Annotated in this window: 17 protein-coding genes; all 17 read left to right on the plus strand. The window is 47.4% G+C overall.

The window, feature by feature from the left end; translation table 11 throughout:
* Positions 1-19 precede the first annotated feature (19 nt).
* The 17 genes from strainIA91_RS02875 to dnaK all read left to right on the plus strand — a co-directional run bounded on the left by strainIA91_RS02875 (position 20) and on the right by dnaK (position 21,657).
* Positions 20-1,132, plus strand: a complete 1,113-nt coding sequence (locus strainIA91_RS02875) for a DUF6754 domain-containing protein (RefSeq protein WP_400167599.1) — start codon at positions 20-22, stop codon at positions 1,130-1,132.
* Between the two features lie 11 nt (positions 1,133-1,143).
* Positions 1,144-2,037 carry a hypothetical protein gene (locus tag strainIA91_RS02880; protein ID WP_400167600.1) on the plus strand — a complete coding sequence of 298 codons (894 nt, stop codon included), beginning with the start codon at positions 1,144-1,146 and terminating at the stop codon, positions 2,035-2,037.
* Between the two features lies 1 nt (position 2,038).
* A complete protein-coding gene (locus strainIA91_RS02885) occupies positions 2,039-2,911 on the plus strand; it encodes a hypothetical protein (RefSeq protein WP_400167601.1) in 873 nt (290 codons plus the stop codon).
* A 9-nt stretch (positions 2,912-2,920) separates the two neighbouring features.
* Entirely contained in the window at positions 2,921-3,736 is an 816-nt protein-coding gene (locus strainIA91_RS02890) for a hypothetical protein (RefSeq protein ID WP_400167602.1), read from the plus strand.
* Between the two features lie 98 nt (positions 3,737-3,834).
* Entirely contained in the window at positions 3,835-5,319 is a 1,485-nt protein-coding gene (locus strainIA91_RS02895; protein WP_400167603.1) for a menaquinone biosynthesis decarboxylase, read from the plus strand.
* Positions 5,300-5,827 carry a UpxY family transcription antiterminator gene (locus strainIA91_RS02900; RefSeq protein WP_400167604.1) on the plus strand — a complete coding sequence of 176 codons (528 nt, stop codon included), beginning with the start codon at positions 5,300-5,302 and terminating at the stop codon, positions 5,825-5,827. Before strainIA91_RS02895 ends, strainIA91_RS02900 begins: the two co-directional genes overlap by 20 nt.
* A gap of 34 nt (positions 5,828-5,861) precedes the next feature.
* On the plus strand, positions 5,862-9,761 hold the full coding sequence (gene porU / locus strainIA91_RS02905) for a type IX secretion system sortase PorU (protein WP_400167605.1): 3,900 nt from the start codon (positions 5,862-5,864) through the stop codon (positions 9,759-9,761).
* The gene (locus strainIA91_RS02910) at positions 9,758-10,345 is read left to right on the plus strand and encodes a Maf family protein (protein WP_400167606.1); all 588 of its coding nucleotides are present in this window, start codon (positions 9,758-9,760) and stop codon (positions 10,343-10,345) included. The genes porU and strainIA91_RS02910 overlap by 4 nt, the downstream gene beginning before the upstream one ends.
* Positions 10,346-10,444: 99 nt before the next feature.
* The gene (locus strainIA91_RS02915) at positions 10,445-11,401 is read left to right on the plus strand and encodes a 3-hydroxyacyl-CoA dehydrogenase family protein (protein ID WP_400167607.1); all 957 of its coding nucleotides are present in this window, start codon (positions 10,445-10,447) and stop codon (positions 11,399-11,401) included.
* A gap of 14 nt (positions 11,402-11,415) precedes the next feature.
* Positions 11,416-12,630, plus strand: coding sequence for an acetate kinase (locus strainIA91_RS02920; protein WP_400167608.1), 1,215 nt, complete (start codon positions 11,416-11,418; stop codon positions 12,628-12,630).
* A gap of 103 nt (positions 12,631-12,733) precedes the next feature.
* Positions 12,734-13,843, plus strand: a complete 1,110-nt coding sequence (gene prfB / locus strainIA91_RS02925; RefSeq protein WP_400167609.1) for a peptide chain release factor 2 — start codon at positions 12,734-12,736, stop codon at positions 13,841-13,843.
* Positions 13,844-13,858: 15 nt separating this feature from the next.
* Entirely contained in the window at positions 13,859-15,364 is a 1,506-nt protein-coding gene (gene lysS, locus strainIA91_RS02930; RefSeq protein ID WP_400167610.1) for a lysine--tRNA ligase, read from the plus strand.
* Positions 15,365-15,384: 20 nt separating this feature from the next.
* Positions 15,385-16,593: an FtsX-like permease family protein gene (locus strainIA91_RS02935; RefSeq protein WP_400167611.1), complete on the plus strand. Its 1,209-nt coding sequence runs from the start codon at positions 15,385-15,387 to the stop codon at positions 16,591-16,593.
* On the plus strand, positions 16,586-17,803 hold the full coding sequence (locus strainIA91_RS02940) for an ABC transporter permease (RefSeq protein WP_400167612.1): 1,218 nt from the start codon (positions 16,586-16,588) through the stop codon (positions 17,801-17,803). Before strainIA91_RS02935 ends, strainIA91_RS02940 begins: the two co-directional genes overlap by 8 nt.
* Before the next feature lie 2 nt (positions 17,804-17,805).
* Positions 17,806-18,507: an ABC transporter ATP-binding protein gene (locus strainIA91_RS02945; RefSeq protein ID WP_400167613.1), complete on the plus strand. Its 702-nt coding sequence runs from the start codon at positions 17,806-17,808 to the stop codon at positions 18,505-18,507.
* Positions 18,504-19,604 carry an iron-containing alcohol dehydrogenase gene (locus strainIA91_RS02950; protein ID WP_400167614.1) on the plus strand — a complete coding sequence of 367 codons (1,101 nt, stop codon included), beginning with the start codon at positions 18,504-18,506 and terminating at the stop codon, positions 19,602-19,604. The genes strainIA91_RS02945 and strainIA91_RS02950 overlap by 4 nt, the downstream gene beginning before the upstream one ends.
* A 118-nt stretch (positions 19,605-19,722) precedes the next feature.
* On the plus strand, positions 19,723-21,657 hold the full coding sequence (dnaK, locus tag strainIA91_RS02955) for a molecular chaperone DnaK (protein ID WP_400167615.1): 1,935 nt from the start codon (positions 19,723-19,725) through the stop codon (positions 21,655-21,657).
* Positions 21,658-21,743: the final 86 nt, after the last annotated feature.

Here is a 21,743-nt window from a genome sequence, read left to right on the forward strand (position 1 = left end):
TGTGAAGAGTGGAGGATCTATGAAACGAAATGGATTTTTCCTGATCCTGGGTCTGGTGATGGGAGCAGCAGTCCCCCTCCAGGGAGCTCTGGACCCTGTTGCCATCCCCAAAGAAGGAGAGCCGGAAGGACGGATTGTGGTACTCCAGGCGAATCCGGTGGACCAGGCTTTCAGATATGATATTTTTCAAAAATCCGAAGAAGAAAAAGAGTGGAACTTCATCATCAGTTATACCCATTTGGGTGATGAAATGTTGTTTGATATCAACAATGATGTTCCAACCCGTTTTAAGGTTACAGCCCTGGACAAGGATCTGAATGTATTGGAAGAAGCGGTAACCGAACCAGTCATCACCAAGGCGATGTGGTTCAATACCAAGCGCATTGTTCGTTTCATTGCAATGATCCTCTTTTCCGGGATCATTTTGTATTATATCCGGAAAGCCCGCCAGATGAAAGAGATTTATCTGCGGCCCATTGCCGGCTTGGAAGCCTTTGAGGAAGCTGTAGGCCGGGCAACGGAAATGGGCAAATCGGTCCTGTATGTCCCGGGCATTATGGATCTGGACCAGGTAGAAACTATTTCCGGTGTGATCATTTTAGGTCATGTAGCCAAGATGACTGCCCGGTACGAAGCCAGCCTGAATGTTCCCGTCTCCCGGTCACTGGTGATGGAAGCCTCCCGGGAGATTGTGAATGAATCCTACCTGAGTGAAGGACGCCCCGATCTGTTTAATCCCGATATGGTTCACTACTATACCGATGATCAGTTTGCCTTTGCCGCTGCTGTGGATGGGATTATGCTTCGGGAAAAACCTGCCGCCGTTTTCCTTCAGGGGAAATTTTATGCCGAATCCCTGATTCTTGCTGAAACCGGGAACTCCATCGGTGCCATCCAGATCGCCGGGACCGGTTCACCTTCCCAGATTCCTTTCTTTGTGACAGCCTGTGATTATACCCTGATCGGTGAGGAATTTTTTGCCGCCAGCGCCTACCTGGGTAAAGATCCCAAATTGCTGGGATCCATCAAAGGCCAGGATATTATTAAAGGGGCAATTATGATAACAATCCTCCTGGGGGTGATTTTTGAGTCCCTGGGATTCACCTTTTTTAAAGATATTTTCAATCTCTAAAGGAGTAAACGATGTTTCTAAAACGACAAGTTCCATTGGCTATTGTGTTTATTGTCGGTGTGATCATGCTGCTTTCATGGTTTATTCCTCATGAACCCTTTGCCAATCTGGAGATTCATGCGACCCAGTGGTTTGATATCATTGCCAGTTTTGCCATGATCCTGGGAGCCCTGAATCTTTTAAAATTACAGGGCAGAAAAGTGATCCGCCGGCAAAAAGGCTGGTTCTACAGTCTTGCTGCTGTCCTGGGTTTTTTCCTCACCCTTACCTTCGGGTTTTTCTTTAAAGGGGGATATTACCTGGAGGTGAAGGATGTGGGTCCCAATGCACCTTATTTCAATCAAAGAGTCAGCGAAATTACTCATACTGAAGTTGATGCAGTGGAAAGAGCTTTTACCAAAATCGGAGAGGGGAAACCCATTAACCGGAATTTTTACACCCACGGTGGTGTATTGAAACTCTATAATGAACTTTCCAGCAAAGGGGCAGTTGTGGAAATCAAACAATTGCCCTGGGGAAGTCACCTTCAGGAAAGGGGGACTTTTTACAGCTGGATTTTTTATTCCATCTTCACACCTCTTACATCCACCATGTTTGCCCTTCTGGCCTTTTTTGTGGCTTCAGCTTCGTACAGGGCATTCAAGATCAGAAACCTTGAGGCCACCATTCTCCTGGCGGCTGGTATCATTATTATGATCGGCCGGGTTCCCCTGGGTGCGTATCTTACCGGATGGCTGCCGTCCTGGCTTCAGTGGCTGCATCTGCCCAGGCTCCAGGAGTGGATTTATCAGTACCCCAATGCTGCCGGTGCCCGGGCGATTATGATCGGCATCGGACTCGGAATTGTGGGGACATCCCTCCGGGTGATTCTGGGAATCGAAAAATCATTTATGGGGGAGAAGTAATATGAGTAGCAAATTCAATACATTTCTGCAAAATCTGGACAGACTGGACCGTCGTATCATCTTTCTCATTATCGGACTGGTTGTGCTGTTCCCCCTTCTGGTTCCCCTGAACCTTCCCGTCGAACCGACCGGACTGACACGGGACGCATTTGAAGCAATCCATAATCTGCCTGATGATGCAACGGTTCTTATTTCTTTTGAATACGGACCATCTACCAAACCGGAGATCCATCCCATGGCCGTGAGTGTGTTACGGCACTTCTTTGCCCGGGGATATAAAGTGGTGGTGATGTGCCTTTGGCCCGACGGCCTCTTTATGGCTCGCGAAGCCCTGGATGAGGTGTTGAATGATGAACGCTTTCATGACCTGGTGTATGGGGTGGACTATGTAAACCTGGGATACCGTCCCGGAAATGAAGCGGTGATCAAGGGAATTACCAAAAGCTTTGCCGCCAATTTTACCGTGGATTCCAAACAGACGGATATCTCTCTAATTCCTTTGATGAATGATATCCGGACTGTGGCGGATGTGGATTTTATTTTCAGCCTCTCCGCCGGATATCCGGGAGCGATTGAATGGGTTCTGTATGCCTCCGATCCCCTGCAGATCCCTGTCAGCAGCGGTAACGCCTCTATCCAGGTCAATCAGTTGTTGCCTTATGTAAAATCAGGGCAAATGAAGGGAGTGATCGCAGGTATGCCCGGGGCCGCTGAATATGAAGCTCTGATGGTAGAGTACGGCCTGTGGAATACCCGCGGTGAAGCAGCAAAATCAATGGATGCCCAGTCTATTGCTCACCTGGTGATTGTCCTCTTTATTATTCTGGGCAACATTGCTTATTACGCAAAACGTAAAACCCAAAAGAAGTATTAGGAGGCACCGATGTATACAGATGTTTTTGGCGCCTGGGTTGCTGTCTTTTTAACATTGGCTATCTTCAGCTACCTTTATAAAGACAACCCCTTTTATAAATTGGCGGAACATGTTTACGTGGGTGTTTCCGCTGCCCACTGGGCTACCATCGCCTTTTGGAATCAGGTCCGTCCCAACCTTTTCGGCCGCCTCTGGCCCCATGCGGATCCTGAAACCCTTACTGGTTTCAATGTGTTCTGGTACAAACTCTACAAGGGATTAAACTGGATCAGCGATACCGTATTCCCTGAAAACGGGATCCCTGGCAATCAGGAACAAAGCTTTATGTACCTGATCGCCCTTATTCTCGGTATCTTTATGCTTATGCGACTTTTTCCCAGTATCGGGTGGATCAGTCGCTGGTCCTTGGCCTATGTGGTAGGGATGGCTGCCGGACTCAGACTCTACGGATACCTGAGCTCGGACGTTCTGTCCCAGATTCAGGGAACTATCCTCCCCGTTTGGACCGGAAATCTCGGGGATAGTATCAATAATATTGTACTTATTGTCGGGGTAGTTTCAGGACTTTTCTACTTTTTCTTCTCCGTGGAACATACCGGCGTTTTTGGAAAGATCAGCCGGGTTGGAATCTACTTTTTGATGATTACATTTGGCGCATCCTTCGGATTTGCCGTCATGGGCCGTATCTCACTCCTCATCGGCCGTTTGAAAGACCTGATTCAATTCTCCGGCAGAGAATATGGGTATGCCACGTTTGTACTCTTGATTATTATGGTGGTGACCATCTTGATGACATCCCGGAAAGATAAAGAAGTTGCCGAATAAGTTCGATACGTTTAAAAAATATAGAAAAGGTGTCGCCGACACCTTTTCTTTTTCCCCTTGAAATAATTTTTTAATTTCTCCGTAAACCGGAGGTTCACATGCTTTTTTCATCTATGAAAGCGTTTATTGATGCATTGAAGCAACAGGGTGATTTGTTGGAAATTGATCGGGAAGTGGACCCTTACCTGGAGATCAGTGAAATATCCCATCGCTTTGTAAAAGAAGACGGTCCTGCACTCCTTTTTAAGCATGTAAAAGGAGCGAATTTTCCTGTTGCCCAAAACCTTTTTGCATCTCCCGGAAGAATCTCCCTGGCCCTGGGTGTTTCACATCCGGATGATATCGGTGAACGCATCCGCAATATCATCCGGCAAAAAGCGCCCCAGGGGTTTTCAGATAAACTATCCCTTTTTTCCCAGTTACTGGAAGCCGCTAAATTCCCTCCGAAGCAGGTGAAACATGCTCCGGTTCAGGAAGTGGTTCTTACGGGAAAGGAGGTCAGCCTTGATACCCTACCGGTGATCACCTGCTGGCCCCTGGATGGAGGACCTTATTTTACGCTTCCCCAGGTGATTACGGAAGATCCGGAAACGGGTATACGGAATGTCGGAATGTACCGCATGCAGAAATTTGATGCTACGACCACAGGCATGCACTGGCAACAACATAAACACGGAGCATCCCATTTTCAAAAATACCGGAAAATGGGTAAAAAAATGCCGGTCTGCGTGGCCCTGGGAGGTCCGCCGGTTCTTACCTATGCCTCTACAGCTCCCTTGCCGGAAAATATGGATGAGTACCTCTTTGCCGGATTTCTGCAAAAAAATCCGGTCCGTCTCGTGAAGAGTATCACAACAGATCTGATGGTACCTGCAGATGCCGATTTTATCCTCGAAGGATATGTAGATCCCCGGGAAGCGTACCGCAAGGAAGGCCCCTTTGGGGATCATACGGGATTTTATTCCCTGGAGGATGATTACCCGGTGTTTCATATCACGGCAATCACTCACCGGAAGGAAGCCGTTTATCCATCCACGATTGTGGGCGTTCCCCCTATGGAGGATTACTGGCTGGGATATGCCACCGAACGGATTTTTCTGCCACTGGCCCAGATGATAATGCCTGAAATCCGGGATTACCACATGCCTCCTGAAGGGGTATTTCACAATCTGGTATTTGTCTCCATCAAAAAACAGTATCCCGGCCATGCCTACAAAGTGATGCAGGGCTTGTGGGGACTGGGACTCATGATGCTGGCCAAAGTTATTGTGGTTCTGGATGATGATGTGAATGTACAGAATCCTTCTGAAGCCTGGTGGACAGCCTTGAACCATATTGACCCCCGGCGGGACATTCTTTTTACCCGGGGACCGGTGGATGATCTGGATCATGCAGCCACCCGGCCGGGTTTCGGCAGTAAAATGGGAATGGATGGAACCCGTAAAATGCCGGAAGAAGGATTCACACGGCGCTGGCCGGATAAAATTACTATGGATGAGGATGTGATCTCGAAAGTAAATGAATACTTCCCCGAACTGTTGAAACTGAATAAGCTGATGAAAGATGATCAAACTGGAAAATGAAGAACAGCTCTGGTTCCCTGTGCATGTCAGGGCCAGACACGAGCGGACAATTTGCAATGAACTGCTGAAAAGGGGCTATGAGGTCTACCTGCCCATGATTAAACGCAGACGCCGCTGGTCGGATCGCTATAAAATCCTCGAAGTGCCCCTCTTTTCCGGATACCTTTTTATTCATATGGACCGGCGTTTGAAATACTATGTCCTGGAAGTACCGGGTGTCCAGGGTTTTATCACTTTTCAGGGAGAAATGGCCCATATTCCTGATTTTCAGATTGATTTTATCCACCGGATGCTTGAACGCCCGGAAACCTTTGAAGTGGTGAATAAAGTTATTAAAACCGGCCATAAAGTCCGGGTGTTATCCGGACCTTTTATCGGAATGAAAGGTATTGTGAAAGATATCAAGAATAAATCGCGCATGTATGTGAATATTGATCATATTCAGCATACCTTGTGTATTGAAGTGTCGGAATACGACCTGGAATTGATTGGGGATGGAACTTCATAAGCACCCCGGAGTATGATACCAAAACACAAAGAAAATGAAAATTCACCTGAAATACATCTTCTTCCTCTGTTTCCCTGTTATCCTTCTGGCTGGGCTCCCCGATGGAATCACCCGTGAAAATAGCCGGGAAGATCAACTGGTTTTTCATCTGAGGTTTTCCAATCCCCATGAGGATACACTTTGGATTGAAGGACAGGAGAGAGCCCGGATTACTTTTGCTGAGTCCAATGCCACCCGGGATGACTCTGTCTGCCTGACCCGGGTGCTCCGCCTTCCCCTGGCTTTGACTGGGATGGATATTCCCAATGTGCGTTTCCAGGTTTTGGAATCTGTACCTTTCAAAACAAACCGGCTACATAACACCAATGAATTTGTCAGGTTCTCACCGGTAAGAATCTTCAGAACAGTTCCACTGGCGGATCTGATTGTGGATCCTTTTGCCATCTCTGGTAAATTTATTACAGAAGCACGGCTGATCCTTGAGATGAAGCCGTCCCCGGATCTAAGACATACCCGTTCCCCAAGTTCAGAGGAAGAAGCCTTTTTCCGCCATGGGGTCATGAATCCGGAAGATGTCCGAATAACCCTTCCCCAAATAAACCGGCAACTTCAAAAAGCATTCTCACGTTCTGAAACCGGAACCTGGTACCGGCTGGGAGTCCGGGAAACAGGGATTTATGAGATCAGTGGCCAATACCTGGAAGATAACGGCCTGGTCCTATCAGAACTGGATAAAAACAGAATTCACATGTATGTCAGTGCGACACGAGGCCGACCCTATTCCCTCGCCCTGCCTGATAGTCCCTATATCCGTAAAATCCCGGTCCTCATCACCGGAAATATGGAGGATCCCCTCCGGCGTCAGGATAAAATTCTCTTTTTCGGAGAAAGTGTGTCCGGGTGGTATTCCCGTTCTGAAGATGGCCCCCAATACGCTGCTTTTGAAACAAATCCCTATGAAACGGTGAACCATTACTGGCTCTTTATTGCTGATACACCAGACACGGATCCTCTGAGGATGTCTCCCATTCAGGATGATACCGGTGCAGATGCCGTTAATCTTCCGTATGCCTGGGGACGGATGCATTACGAAAAGGATGAAGCCAATCTGATTCAGGGAGGGACCGAATGGTATGGCGAATCCTTCAGCGGTCCGGGAGCCCTGAGAACAATACAAATCTTTCTGAACAATCCGGCTCCGGAATACCATGAAAACGCCTATATCCGTTTCGGTGTTGCCGGGGCGTCCAAGACCGGACTTTCAACCCACCGTCATGATTTTGAATTTACATTGAATAATGAGGTGATTTGGGGGGTGATCACAGCTTACGATTATAATGATGCATCCAAAGTTTTTCAGATTCATACGGATATCCTTCAGGAAAATAATACCCTGCTGATTGAATACACAGGTAACGGCGATAATACGAAGGCATTTCTGGATTTTATAGACATCATCTACCCCATGGGCTTGGAAGCATCTGATGATTTTTTACGTATCTGGCATCCGGTTTCCGATACGCCACTGGCATTTCCCATCTCAGGGTTTTCCGGTAATCTGGTCTATATTTTTGATGTATCCGATCCCCTGAATCCCCGATATCAAATACAAAATCAATCCTCTTTCAGTATTATCCACAGCCGCACCGGCCTGGAAGCCGATTATCTGGTGCTTTCCGAATCCCGTTTTCACGTACCCCTTTTTATGGAGCTCTCGGATAAGAGTCCGCAACTCCCTGAATCCTTTGAACAAACGGACATGGTGATTGTTACCCACAAAGACTTTTTACCGGCGGCGGAGCGGCTGAAAGAGTACCGGGAATCCCATCATTCCCATCCCCTCTCTGTCGGTATTTATACAATGGAAGACATTTATGCCTGGTACAGCGGCGGGAATCAGGATCCCCATGCTATCCGGAACCTCCTCTATGATATGACTCAAAGAGCCCCCCAGCCGTCTCCCTTTTATTTGGTCCTTTTGGGGGATGGGGATTACGATTACAGAAATATTTCGGGGAAATCCAAAATATTCGTGCCCCAGTATGCCATATCCGCCGGATCTATCATTCATACACGGAATACGGATGACCCCTTTGTCTACCTGAGCAGTGTATCCGATGAAAGTCCGGATATGGCCGTCGGCAGAATCCCTGTGAATTCTCTGGAGGAAGCCCAAAATTACATCCAAAAACTGATCGATTATGAAACCCGGGAAACACCGGGGGAATGGCAAATGCGGGCGACCCTGATTGCTGATGATCCGACCAATCCCTGGCCGAATGAACCGGAATTTATCAAGGATACAGAGTATAAGATCCTGCCTGTTCTGCCTAAGGCCATGAAATTTCACAAAATCTATCTGACAGAATTCCCTGAGTTGTACGATCCCACCATAGGGTCCATGGGACGGGTAGGCGCCCGGGAAGCCATTCTGGAGGCTTTTCAGCAGGGGACACTCCTTATGAATTATATCGGGCACGGTTCGCCTTTTGTCTGGGCTCAGGAGTATGTTTTTACAAAAGACCGGGATTTGAACCAGGTGCAGACAAACGGCATGTACCCCTTTATTGTGGCAGCCACCTGTGATTGGGGACGCTCGGATTACATCGGTATCCAGAGCATGGCCGAAGAAATGGTTAATCTGACGGATAATGGAGCAATCGGTGTGGTGGCCAGTACCCGGGGGGTGATAAACCTGGATAATGTGGATTTTACCCGGAAAATGTACAACACCCTCTTCCCGGAGTCCCAAAGCAGTACCCGCTGTGTGACCGTGGGGAATGCATATCTTCAGGGTAAAATTCAGGCCTGGAGTAATTTGAATGTGTCCAAATTCCAGTATTTCGGTGATCCGGCCCTGATGCTGGCAATCCCCCGGATGGGCGGGGAAATCCACGTGGAAAACCAGGATACTCTGAAAGCCCTGAGCCTCGTCAGCGTGAAAGGAACCGTTTTTGATCAGGAACAGAGTAAAATTAACCAGGAGGGGCTGACGGGCTGGATAGAACTTGTAGACTCGGATAAACAGATTGCCCGGGATTACCGGTATTTGTCCGGGGGAACCTACCGGACCGGGACATTGTATTACACACTTCCCGGATCACGGTTGTTCACAGGAGCTATCAGTATCGAAAACGGGGAGTTCAACACCCGTTTTATGATTCCAAAAGATATCCGGTACGAAGGAAATAACGGCAAAATCCGACTTCGTTACGCATCCCCGGATTATCGTCTCGAAGGAGCCGCATTTGTCGACAGCCTGATCCTGGCCGGCAGTTCTGATACCGTGTCTTCCGACTTCACCGGACCTGAAATTGTCCTCCAGACCCATGGGGAAAGTTTTGCTTCATCCTCAATCCTGGTCAGCGATACGGCCGATTTGATTATCCGGATCAAAGATCTTTCCGGGATCAATATAACCGGTGCTACGGGACATGCGATTATCATGCGCCGGGATGGATTGGAAACCAATCTGACGTCACAGTTTATTTATGACAAGGATTCCTGGCAGGAGGGAAGCATCACATTGCCCGTTAGGGAGTGGTTCGGCGAAGGTGAGCAGACTGTTGAGATATCTGCTTTTGACAATTTTAATAATTTTTCCAGTGAAACATTTTATCTGCAGGTTGTCTCCAGTGGTGAAAGTATTCTAACCGATGTCATGAATTTCCCCAATCCCTTCAGAGAGTCCACCCAGTTCACCTTTCACAATATGCAGGCAGGAGAAGTGGGGATTCAAATTTTTACCTTGTCCGGGTCGCTGATACAATCCCTGGATGGAGGATTTATTGAGAAGGGATTTAACCGGATTCCATGGGATGGCAGAGACCGATTTGGAGAGTGGCCGGCCGCCGGTATTTATATGTACACCCTGTCTTTGAAACATGATGCCGGTGAGTCTTCTGCCCGGGGAAAACTGGTGATACTACCATGAGTGTTGAAAAACCGCCTGCCATTGTGCTTGCCTCTGCATCCCCCCGAAGAAGAGAAATTTTAATCACGATGGGATTTGACGTCCGGGTTTTTCCCTCCGGTTTTCAGGAGGAATCCCTGGAAGAAACAGATCCGGTCCGCTTTGCCATGGCAGCAGCCCATGCCAAAGGGAAAGATGTATCACACCGCTTTCCCGGGGAGATTACCGTTTCAGCTGATACTGTTGTTACTTACAAGGGACTTTTGCTGGGGAAGCCCGTCAACCGGGATGAAGCTATCCGCATGTTGAAAATCCTTAATGGAAAAACCCATACCGTCATCACGGCACTATCCATTTTTAATCCCCAAAAAGAAAGAGAATATACCGGCTATGAAGCAACGGATGTGACTTTTCGCCTTCTCACAGAAGAAGAAATCATCCGCTATGTTGATATCCATACCCCCTTGGATAAGGCAGGGGCCTATGGTATCCAGGATATTTCAGTACCCCTGGTTTCACGCATTGATGGATGCTATTTCAATGTCGTTGGTTTTCCCGTTTCTCATTTTTATATTCACTGGCGTGAAATCACGACGGCTGAATGATATGTTAATGATACTTGCAGACAGTGATAAAGGCAGAACCGCCCCTTGCTTTCATGGATCGCTTCGTTGTTAAAAAGATCTGCCGGATAAGGAGGAATTGTGACAAATAACGGAAAGCTGGATGAACTGATTAGTCAGGATAAGCTGGATCAGATGTCCTCATCAGACAAAAATTCGATAAATTCTGTGGCAATTATCGGCCAGGGTGTGATTGGCCGGGGGCTCACCTGGACTATCGCCTCCAAAGGCATCAGTGTGCTTGCCGTGGAAAAAAATGAGGAGGAAGCCCATAAAGCCCGGGAGTTGATGTACGCCGAAATGCGGGATGAAATCAACCGTTGGCGTATGACAGAAGGGGAAAAGAAAGCCATCACCTCCAGAACCCAGTTTACCGGTGATTTTGATGCCGTATCTGCCGTGGATCTTGTCATCGAAGCTGTCCCGGAAAACCTGAAGCTGAAACAGGAAATTTTTCAGAAACTGGATGAAAAAGTATCTCCCAAGGTTATCTTTGTCACCAGTACATCCACATTGTCGATTACCGAACTTGCCAATGCCACCAAACGGCAGGATAAAGTAGTGGGACTCCATTTTGTCAATCCCGTACCTAAAATTCCCCTAACTGAAGTAGTCCGTGGACTCCATACGTCGGATACCACGTACAAAAAAATTCACGATTTTGTGGAACAGTTAGGCAAAACGGCGGTGGAAGTGTATGAATATCCAGGCTTTGTCACCACCCGGGTCATCATGCCTATGATCAATGAAGCCATGCATGTTGTGATGGAAGGTGTTGCCACCATTACAGGTGTGGATACGGCGATGAAACTGGGCTATAAACTACGTAAGGGGCCCCTGGAACTGGCTGATAGTATGGGACTCGATTCAGTTCTTTTTTGTATGGATGTCCTCTTTCATGAACTGGGGGACTTAAAATACAGGCCCTGCCCCGTTCTGAAGAAACTGGTGCGGGCAGGTCATTACGGACTTAAAACCGGCAAAGGTTTTTATGTCTATGACGAATCTGGTAAAATTGTAAAAGAAAATAAACTCTGAAAGGCAGAGTTCGTATGAAAGTACTTGTAATTAATTCCGGCAGTTCATCCATTAAATACCAGCTGATCGATACAAAGGCCGGTATATCTCTTGCCAAAGGACTGGTGGACCGGATCGGACTGAGCAACAGTTCTTTAAAACAAAGCCGTGAAGATGGTCATAAAATCAATCTCTTCGGGGAAATTTTTGAACATTCCCAGGCACTGGAATATATTCTGGCTGCCCTGACCAGTGAGAAACACGGGGTCATTAAATCCCTGGATGAAATTGATGCCGTCGGGCATCGGCTGGTTCACGGGGGTGAGCATTTTAAAGCCAGTGTGTTAATCACTGACGAAGTGATGGATGTCCTGAATGAATGTATTGATCTGGCGCCTCTCCACAATCCCCCCAATATCAAGGGTGTTCAGGCTGCCAGGGCTCATCTGGGTAAAACACCCATGGTAGGTGTGTTCGACACGGCGTTTCATTCCACAATGCCTGATTATGCCTATATTTACGGAATCCCGTATGAGCTCTATAAAAGGTATGGGATCCGTCGTTACGGTTTTCACGGGACCTCACATCGTTACGTGTCCCAGGAATTTGCCCGAATGTATGGTAAAGATATTTCATCTCTCAAACTCATTTCCTGTCACCTGGGAAACGGTGCTTCGGTAGCAGCGGTTCAATATGGAAAATCCGTGGATACATCCATGGGATTTACTCCCCTTGAGGGACTTGTGATGGGAACCCGTTCCGGTGATGTAGACCCGGGGGTCATTTTACAGATTGCCACCAAAGAAGATCTGGATGTCAGTGATCTTAACAACCTGTTGAACAAGCATGGGGGCATGCTGGGAATCTCCGGTCTGTCAAGTGATATGCGTGATATTGAAGAAGCCATGGAAAAAGGCGATGAACGGGCAATCCTTGCTATGAATGTCTATAATTACCGGCTGAAAAAGTATATTGCCGCCTATGCCGGAGCCATGGGAGGTGTGGACGGTATCATTTTTACCGGAGGAATCGGAGAAAACGGTCCCATCACCCGGAAGGGTGCACTGGAGGGACTGGAATTTATGGGAATCCATGTAGATGACTCACTGAATGAATCCATGATCCGGGGAAAACAGGGTGAAATCAATCCGCCCGATGCTCCAGTGAAAGTAACGGTGATACCCACCAATGAAGAACTGGTCATTGCCCTGGATACAGAGGCTATCGTTTCGAAACGCTTTACAGAATGATCACTTTTCCTTAAATTTCCACGCTGAGTTGGAAATGTGACAAGAATTGTTTGTGTGATGCTCAGCTTGTCTGAGCATCCTTACTTAGGAGTATAAAAAAAGTATGGAATCCCGGGAGCAGCTTTCAGAACGTTTGGACACACTGAAAGAAAAAATCGGGGAAGTTGCCGGTTATATTGATCTGGAACGGAAAAATGAGCGGATCAAAGAGCTCAGGGATAAGACAATGGATCCGGATTTCTGGCAGGATAACCTGAGAGCACAAAAAATTACCAAAGAAATTTCTGACCTGGAATATGAAATCAAGCGCTGGAATACGATTCTGGAACTCCGGGAAGATGCAGACCTGCATTTTATGATGTCAGACGAAGATCCGGATCTGTTAAAAGAAATTCCTGCGATTCTGGATAAGCTTGAAGATGAAATCACCACGCTGGAAACAGAAAAACTTTTATCCGGTGAATACGATAAAAAAAATGCCATTTTTGTCATTCATCCCGGGGCGGGAGGGACCGAGTCCCAGGACTGGGCAGATATGCTGTTTCGTATGTATACACGCTGGTTTGAAAAACGGGGATTTGAATATACGGTTCTCAATTATCAGCCTGGGGATGAAGCCGGTATCAAAGAGGCGGTGATTGAAGTCAAGGGACCCTATGCCTATGGATATCTTTCTGCCGAAACCGGAGTCCACCGGCTGGTCAGGATTTCCCCCTTCGATTCCAATGCCCGGAGACATACCAGTTTTGCCTCGGTGTTTGTCTACCCTGAAGCAGATGACGACATCGATATCGATATCAATCCCAAAGATTTACGGATTGACACCTACCGGGCCAGCGGTGCAGGTGGACAGCATGTAAATAAAACCGATTCGGCCATCCGGATTACCCATATTCCTACAGGCATTGTGTCAACCTGCCAGAATGAACGGTCCCAGCATAAAAACAAAGATATGGCCATGAAAATCCTCAAATCCCGTCTGTATCAACTAAAAAAGGAAGAAGAGGAAAGCAGGAAAGCCGATCTGGAAAAGGATAAAATGGAGATCGGTTGGGGCAGCCAAATCCGGTCCTATGTTTTTCAACCCTATACTCTGGTGAAAGATAACCGGACCAAATACGAAACGGGGAATATTCAGGCCGTGATGGACGGGGATCTGGACGGGTTTGTCAAAGCCTGGCTTACCTATTCCCACAGCCAACACAACGATTAGACAGGAGCAGCATCCATGAGCGACGAGCATCAGGAAAAACATTCTACTCTTCAGGATATTATACATGTGAGAAAGGAAAAAATCCGTCAACTGAGGGAGATGGGTGTAAATCCCTATCCCTATGCCTTCGACGTGAGCCATAAATCAACCGATATTATCAACCAGTATGAATCCCTTGAAAATCAACAGGTCTCGGTAGCAGGCCGGATTATGTCTGTCCGGGTCATGGGGAAAGCCAGTTTTGCCCATATTATGGATGGCAAGGGAAAAATTCAGCTCTACCTCTCCCAGCGGGATATCGGAGACGAATCCTATACCGTGTTTAAAATGCTGGATATCGGAGATTTTATCGGTGTCAGGGGTTTGGTGATGAAAACCCGTACCGGAGAAGTCACGGTGAAAGGGGACAGCCTGACACTCTTGAGTAAAAATATCCGTCCCTTGCCTATCGTAAAAGAGAAAGACGGGGTGCTTCACGATGCTTTCAGTGACAAGGAACTCCGGTATCGCAAACGTTATCTGGATCTTATTGTCAATCCAGCCGTGAGAGAGGTTTTTATTCAAAGGGCGAACATCATGCGGTGGACCCGTGAGTTTTTTGATGCACGGGGCTATTTGGAAGTGGAAACGCCGGTACTGCAACCTATCTATGGGGGTGCAAGTGCACGTCCTTTCGTTACCCACCATAATGCCCTGGATACGGATTTTTACCTGAGAATCGCCGATGAACTCTATCTGAAGCGCCTGATTATCGGTGGATTTGAAAAGGTCTACGAAATCGCAAAAAATTTCCGGAATGAAGGGATGGACCGGACCCATAATCCGGAGTTTACGGCGATAGAATTTTACGAAGCGTATGTGGATTACGAATATATGATGGATTTGGTAGAGGATTATATCCGGGCTATTGCAGAGAAATCAGGACAGATGACACTGAAATATGGAAAGGAAACCCTGGATTTCAGTCGTCCCTTTGCCCGGAAAGCCATGTTTGATCTCTTTGATGAATCTCTGGGGGAGGATATCCGGGGCTACGACGTTTCTGAACTGAAAAAGCTTTGCAAGGAACGGGGGATGGATGTTGATCCGGCCTGGAATTACGGGCAGTTGATCGATGAACTGTTCAGTGAACTTGTGGAACCCCGCCTGATCAATCCTACGTTTGTGATTGATTATCCCAAAGCTGTTTCGCCTCTGGCTAAAACAAAGCGTGATGGAAATACCCGGCTGGTGGAGCGATTTGAGCTCTATATCGGCGGATTCGAATATGCCAATGCCTTTTCGGAGCTCAATGATCCGGTCGATCAACGGGAACGGCTGGAAAGCCAGGCAAAACTCCGGGAACTGGGGGATCTGGAAGCCCAGGTGGTCGATGAGGATTTCCTCCAGGCCGTTGAAACAGGCATGCCGCCAACCGGTGGAGTGGGTATTGGTCTGGACAGGCTCGTGATGCTCATGACAGGCCAGATTTCCATCAAGGATGTCATTCTCTTCCCGGCAATGCGGCCGGAGAATCCTTAAAACGAAAACGGATAAGCCATTTGAAGTTTGAATTTTTTCTGGCGTATCGAAGCCTGATCCGGTCACGGGGGAATCGCTTTATCCCCTTTATCCGCACCTTGGCGGTGACCGGGATGGTGATCGGTACAGCAGCCCTGATGATAACAGCCGGAATCCTTAATGGCTTTGAAGAAAATATGATTGAAAAAATTACGGGATTCGATGCTCATCTCCGGATATCCAATCTCCGCGATGCCCATTTTCAGAAAGATACATCCCTTACCCAGGAGTTTTTGAGTCTTCCCCATATACATACAATGGCTCCCTATCTGGATGAAGAAGTGATTATCCGGTTTAAAGACCGGTCTGAAGGTATTTTACTTGAATGCATGGAAGAAGAGGATTTCCGCCGGATTCTCATGCCTTCCAAAAAACCATGGGCCGGCCGGGTTGATTTTTCCGGAAACAGTATCTATTTGGGAAAAGGAGTTGCAGATATCCTGGGCGTGTCCCCCGGCGATACGGTGGATCTGCTCCTTATCAAAGGATTGCCCTCACCCACCAATCCGGCACGAATTCAAGCAGTACAGGTCACCGGCATTTTTTCCACGGGGATTTCGGAATATGATAAGTCATTGGCTTATGGTGGATTGGATATGGGACAATCGTTTCTGATGGCACCAGACCGGATTTCAGGCTACCAGATTCTGCTGGATGATACGGAGTTCACAGATGAGGTCAGTGCCGCCCTTGTGGATAAGCTGCCCTATCCTTATTACAGCGTAAGCTGGAAAGACCGGCACTATACCCTTTTCAGATGGCTTGAAACACAAAAACTCCCCATTATTCTTATATTTGGGCTGATTGCCCTGGTGGCGGCAGTGAATATTATTTCCACGCTTGTGATGATTGTCCTGGTGAAGGAAAAAGAGATTGCCGTATTGAAATCTATGGGAATGGCATCCCGGCGTATCAAAAAACTCTTTCTGATGGATGGCCTGATCATCTCTCTGACAGGGTCAGTGCTGGGAGTCCTTTTGTCCCTGTTTATTGAATGGGGACAGATGACGTTTGGGTGGTTTACGATTTCATCTGATGTCTACTTTATCGACCGTGTACCGGTTTCCATCAGCCCCCTTATTGCTCTGATTGTCATGGGTACCGCCATTGTACTGGCTCTTATTTCGTCTTTTTACCCGGCGGCTAAGGCATCAGCCGTAAAACCGGTGGAAATTTTGCGCTATGAGTAAAGAGTCACTGAAAACAGATTTTCTCATTGCTTTCCGCTATTTCAAAACCCGCCGGAAAGTGGGGATGGCTTCTGCCACCTCTCTGATCACTTTGGTGGGTGTGGCGGTCGGAACCATGGCAATTCTTGTGTCCCTAAGTGTTTTGAATGGTTTTAAGGACGTGATTACCCAAAGGACCCGGGATATGGAACCGGACCTGAAAATCCATGTCCGGAGTCTGACGGCTGATGAGCAGAAAGATATTCTGGAGAATCTGGTGTATCAGTTCCCGGAGGACACCTACATGCCGGTGATGGAACGGAAAGTCATCGCCTCCGGAACCAAGCAGCGCCTGATTCAATTGAAAGGGGTGCAGCCACTTACCTTCGATTCCATGATGGGAATGAGTGCTTATCTGGCTTATCAGGATTTCTTGACAGATGATATTACGCAAACCGATTTTCCCGAAATTATCCTGGGAAGCGGTTTGGCCTACGATCTGGGTGTGACGGTTGGAGACACGGTGACACTTATCAGTCCCATTGATATCGAAAGTTTTTCCGCCCCGGTTTTAAAAGCTATCGTTAAAAATACCTTTGATGTGGATGTCTTTAACTATGACGATATGCTGGGATTTATCCATCTGCTGGATATGCAATATTTTCTGGATGATCCGGGATGGCACGAAATTTATGTCCGCTCTGAGGATCCGGATGCCCGGGATAAGATTTCCGCTCTGTTACCGGATGATATTCCCTGCATCCCCTGGCAAGAAGAACACCGGGAGTTGTTTGCCGCCATGGAGATGGAAAAAAAGGGGACATTTCTTGTCCTGAATCTGATTATCCTTCTGGCAGGTTTTAATCTGGTCAGTTCCCTGGTTATGCTACTGCTGGAAAAAAAGTGGGAGATTGGCATCTTAAAAAGTATGGGACTCCGGGACCGGGATGCTTTCCGGATCTATTTTATATTGTCATGGATTACCGGAGGTATCGGCATGTTGATTGGCCTTTTGGGATCGGTGCCTCTTTTACTCTGGCAACAGGTCCGTCCCTTTGTTAAACTCCCTCAGGATGTGTATTTTATCACCTATTTGCCTGTACGGGTGATGTTGCCGGATGTGGTTTTAACCGTTTTGGTGTTAATTGCCATAATCTCTCTAGCCGGACTTTTACCTGCCAGGCAAGCTGTTAAATTAAAACCGCTGGATTCAATTAAAGTAAAGATGTAGCTATGACAGAAAAAAAGATATTAAACGCTCATGGCATCCGGAAAACATACCGGTCTGGTCAGGATACACTTCTGATTCTGGATGATGTATCCTTAACTCTGTATCCGGGAGATTTTGTCTCTCTGATGGGTGCGTCCGGTTCGGGGAAATCCACTTTCTTAAACATACTCGGCACCATGGATGCGCCGGATTCAGGCCATGTTTTCATTCATGGGACTGATACCGTGAATCTGAAGGAATCTGAACTGGCAGACTTCCGGCGAAACCATATTGGTTTTGTGTTTCAGTTTCACTATCTGCTCCCTGAATTTTCCATCTGTGAAAATGTGGCTATGCCCTTGATGATCGCCGGGGAATCCCGGACCCGGGCTCTGAAATCGGCCCTTGAACTCATGGATTATCTGGGAATTGCCGAAAGGCGGAATCATTTTCCCGCTGAAATATCCGGTGGTGAAAAACAACGGGCTGCCATTTGCCGGGCTCTGATTGCCCAGCCCGATATTATTCTTGCCGATGAACCTACAGGCAATCTGGACCGGGAAACAGGAAATCACGTGCTGAATCTTTTTCAAAAAATCAACCGGGATTTAAAACAGTGTTTCTTCTTGGTGACCCACGATGAATCCATCGGTGCCATTGCTTCACGACAATACCTTTTGAAAGATGCAAACCTGATTGAAAAAAAAGGAGAAGCGGTTTCATGATGATGAGTTCATTTATGCCGGTCCGCCTGTTTTGGGGCCGTAACTGTTTGAAAGAAAGCACATATCCCTTCAATCAACTGGGGCGGAAGGCACTGATTGTCACAGGTCGCCACTCTGCAGACATCAGCGGAGCCCTCAACGATATACAGACAGTTTTGAAAAATTCTGGTATTTCTTATGTCCATTTCAATCAGGTGACAGAGAATCCCCTGGTAAAAACGGTTCAGGATGCGGCAGACCTGTGTATGGAAGAGAACTGTGATTTTATTGTGGGTATCGGCGGGGGGAGTCCTGTCGATGCAGCCAAAGCCGTAGCCGTGGCCGTTTTTAACAAAATGAAAGCCCGTGATGTGTATGATGTCCGGCGCATTCAGGGTGCTTTACCTCTGGTGGCTGTGCCCTTGACATCCGGGACCGGTACTGAGGCCACGCCTTTCAGTGTACTGACCAATGAAGAAAATGGAAAAAAGGCGGGGTTTGGGCACGATTCCATGTTTCCCCGTGTTTCTTTTTGTGATCCTGCCTACACCCGGACTGTACCACCCATTGTCACACGGGATACAGGTCTGGATGCCTTGAGCCACCTGTTGGAAGGTGTATTTTCCGCGAAAAGAAATATGACTTTGTACCCCCTGATCCGTCAGGGTGTTTTGGATATTATGCAATGGCTTGAATATGCCATGGAGGATGGAAACAATCTGGAAGCCAGGTCCCGGTTGATGATGGCTTCTCTATGGGGAGGAATGGTTATCGCCCAAACCGGCACAACACTCCAACATGCCATCGGTTATCCCCTGACAGTCCGCTATGGAGTTAGCCATGGACGGGCAAACGGGCTGGTTCTTTCTGCCATATACCGGCTATATTTTCCGGCGGTGAAAAACGCGTTGCATCAGGTCTTTGGATCGGATGCATCGTCACTCGGCGACAGACTTGACGACTGGCTGGCTTCTTTTGAGCTGACAGAATCCCTTTCCATCTCCCGGGAAGATATTCCGGACATGGCCCGGGAAGTAATGGAAGCCCGGAATATGGCAAACAACCCCCTTTCTGTCAATCAGTCGGATATTGAAGACCTTTATCGAATTATTTGCTAACGCTTATGACAAAGTGACATATATTGTAGTCATAATGACAATTTAATATGATGGCATGGGAATTGTTGCTATGTAATGTGAATGGAAACGTGTGAAAACAAAAAAACAGGAGATAGATATGGGTAAAATTATTGGAATTGACCTTGGTACCACAAATTCATGTGTCGCAATCATGGAAGGTGGCGAGCCGAAGGTATTGGTAAATGCGGAAGGCGGACGGACCACTCCTTCAGTGGTTGCGTTTAAGAAAAATGGTGAAAGACTGGTGGGTGCTTCAGCCAAGCGGCAGGCGATTACAAACCCGGCACATACCATTTTTTCCATAAAACGTTTCATGGGCCGCCGCTATCAGGAAGTCGGGACGGAAATTCATGAAGTTCCTTTTAAAGTAGAAAAAGGTCCCAACGACGATGTCCGTGTCCGGGTGGAAGACAAGGTGTTTTCACCGCCGGAAATCAGTGCCATGGTTCTGCAGAAAATGAAACAAATCGCGGAAGAGTATCTGGGTGAAAAGGTATCGGAAGCCGTCATTACTGTCCCTGCCTATTTTAATGATTCCCAGAGGCAGGCCACGAAAGATGCCGGAAAAATTGCCGGACTGGAAGTGAAACGGATTATCAATGAACCGACAGCTGCGGCACTGGCTTATGGACTGGACCGGAAAAAGGAAGAGAAAGTAGCGGTTTTTGACCTGGGTGGTGGAACCTTCGATATTTCCATACTGGAAATCGGTGATGGTGTTTTTGAAGTAAAATCTACCAATGGTGATACTCACCTGGGTGGTGATGACTTTGACCAGAAGCTCATCGATTATCTGGTATCAGAATTCAAGAAACAGGAAGGGATCAACATTTCGAAAGATCCCATGGCAATGCAGAGACTGAAAGAAGCGGCGGAAAAAGCTAAAATCGAGCTCTCTTCGTCGATGCAGACGGAAATTAATCTGCCTTACCTTACCGCGGATAATACAGGCCCTAAACACCTGAATATATCATTAAGCCGCGCGAAGTTCGATCAGCTTACATCTGAGCTGGTCCAGAGGACAAAAGAACCCTGCATGAATGCCCTGAAAGATGCCGGTTTATCCAACAGTGATATTGATGAAGTCATTCTTGTAGGTGGATCTACCAGAATCCCGGCTGTCCAGGAAATGGTGAAATCCATTTTCAACAAAGAGCCCAACAAAACTGTGAACCCCGATGAAGTGGTAGCTATTGGTGCAGCGATTCAAGGGGGAGTTCTTCAGGGCGACGTGAAAGATGTCCTTCTTCTGGATGTTACGCCTCTCTCTCTGGGGATTGAAACCCTGGGAGGTGTCTTTACCAAACTGATTGAACGGAACACCACCATCCCCACGAAGAAATCTGAAATTTTCAGTACAGCCGCCGATAATCAGCCCTCCGTGGAAATTCATGTTCTCCAGGGTGAACGGTCACAAGCCGCCTATAATAAAACTCTGGGACGGTTTATTCTGGACGGAATCCCACCGGCTCCCCGGGGTATTCCACAAATCGAAGTGACATTTGATATCGATGCCAATGGTATTCTGAATGTCTCAGCCAAAGACAAAGCCACTGGTAAGGAACAAAATATCCGGATTGAAGCCTCAAGCGGGCTCACGGAACAGGAAATCGAGAAAATGAAACGTGAAGCAGACGCTCATGCTGCCGAAGATGAAAAATGGAAGAAAGTGGTTGAACTTCGGAACCAGGCAGATACACTCATTTACCAGACCCGGAAGCAGTTTGATGAACTGGGTGACAAACTGACAGATGAGGAGAAGAAACCGGTTGAGGAAGCACTGAATGAACTTGAAAAAGTCAAAGACAGCAGTGATCCGGACCTTCTGAAGAGCAAAATTGATGACGTAACGCAGAAAATGATGAAAATATCCGAGAAACTCTATCAGCATGCCCGTCAGCAGGAAGGAGCTCCCGGTGCTGAAGGTGCTGCAGGTGCCGGACCGGCCGGAGGTGAACAAAGCACCGGCGGTGATAGCACCGAAGAGCCAGTGGAAGATGCGGATTTTGAAGTAGTTGACGATCAGAAATAAGTTCCCTGAAATCAAGCAAATATCCTGTGAAAAGGGCGGTTCAACCGCCCTTTTTGTTTACTATGATTCCCATTTTCTTTAGCTTA

The organism is Candidatus Neomarinimicrobiota bacterium, from assembly GCA_041154365.1.
Lineage (GTDB): Bacteria > Fidelibacterota > Fidelibacteria > Fidelibacterales > Fidelibacteraceae > Fidelibacter > Fidelibacter multiformis.